The organism is Mesorhizobium sp. M8A.F.Ca.ET.165.01.1.1 (assembly GCF_004792065.1).
GTDB lineage: Bacteria > Pseudomonadota > Alphaproteobacteria > Rhizobiales > Rhizobiaceae > Mesorhizobium.
Genome location: NZ_SRTH01000074.1, coordinates 1 through 436, shown reverse-complemented (window position 1 = coordinate 436; position 436 = coordinate 1). Strand labels below are relative to the sequence as shown.

Annotated in this window: 1 protein-coding gene; it reads left to right on the top strand. The window is 64.0% G+C overall.

Annotated elements, in window-relative coordinates:
* The coding region (locus EN808_RS36665) for a N,N-dimethylformamidase beta subunit family domain-containing protein (RefSeq protein WP_348630958.1) at positions 1 to 390 on the top strand (390 nt) is incomplete at its 5' end.
* Between the last annotated feature and the right edge of the window lie 46 nt (positions 391 to 436).

Here is a 436-nt window from a genome sequence, read left to right as displayed (position 1 = left end):
GCCGGCTGGGCGACCTATGACCGGCATTTCTCGGTCTGGACCGAAAGGAACGGGTATCGGGTGGACATGGCGACGCAGCACGATCTCCACCTGCTCCCCGATCTGCTGGATCGCTACCGCTGCGCGGTTATCGTCGGCCACGACGAATATTGGAGCTGGGAGATGCGCGATGCCATCGACCGCTTCGTCGAGCGCGGCGGGCACCTGGTGCGTCTCGGCGCAAGCTTTCTCTGGCATGTGAGGCTGGAGGATAACGGGCGCAGGCAGGTCTGCTACGAGGGCCGCGACGACGATCCGGTGGCCGAAATGGCCATCTGTGTCGGATGGATCGCCAAAGCTCCGGCAAAGCCGAGCCGCCGTGCACGCTCCGCAGCCTCACGAAGTTTGTGAGTGTCAGAGAACGCGCCAATGCTTCCTATGAAGCCCAGCGGGAGGC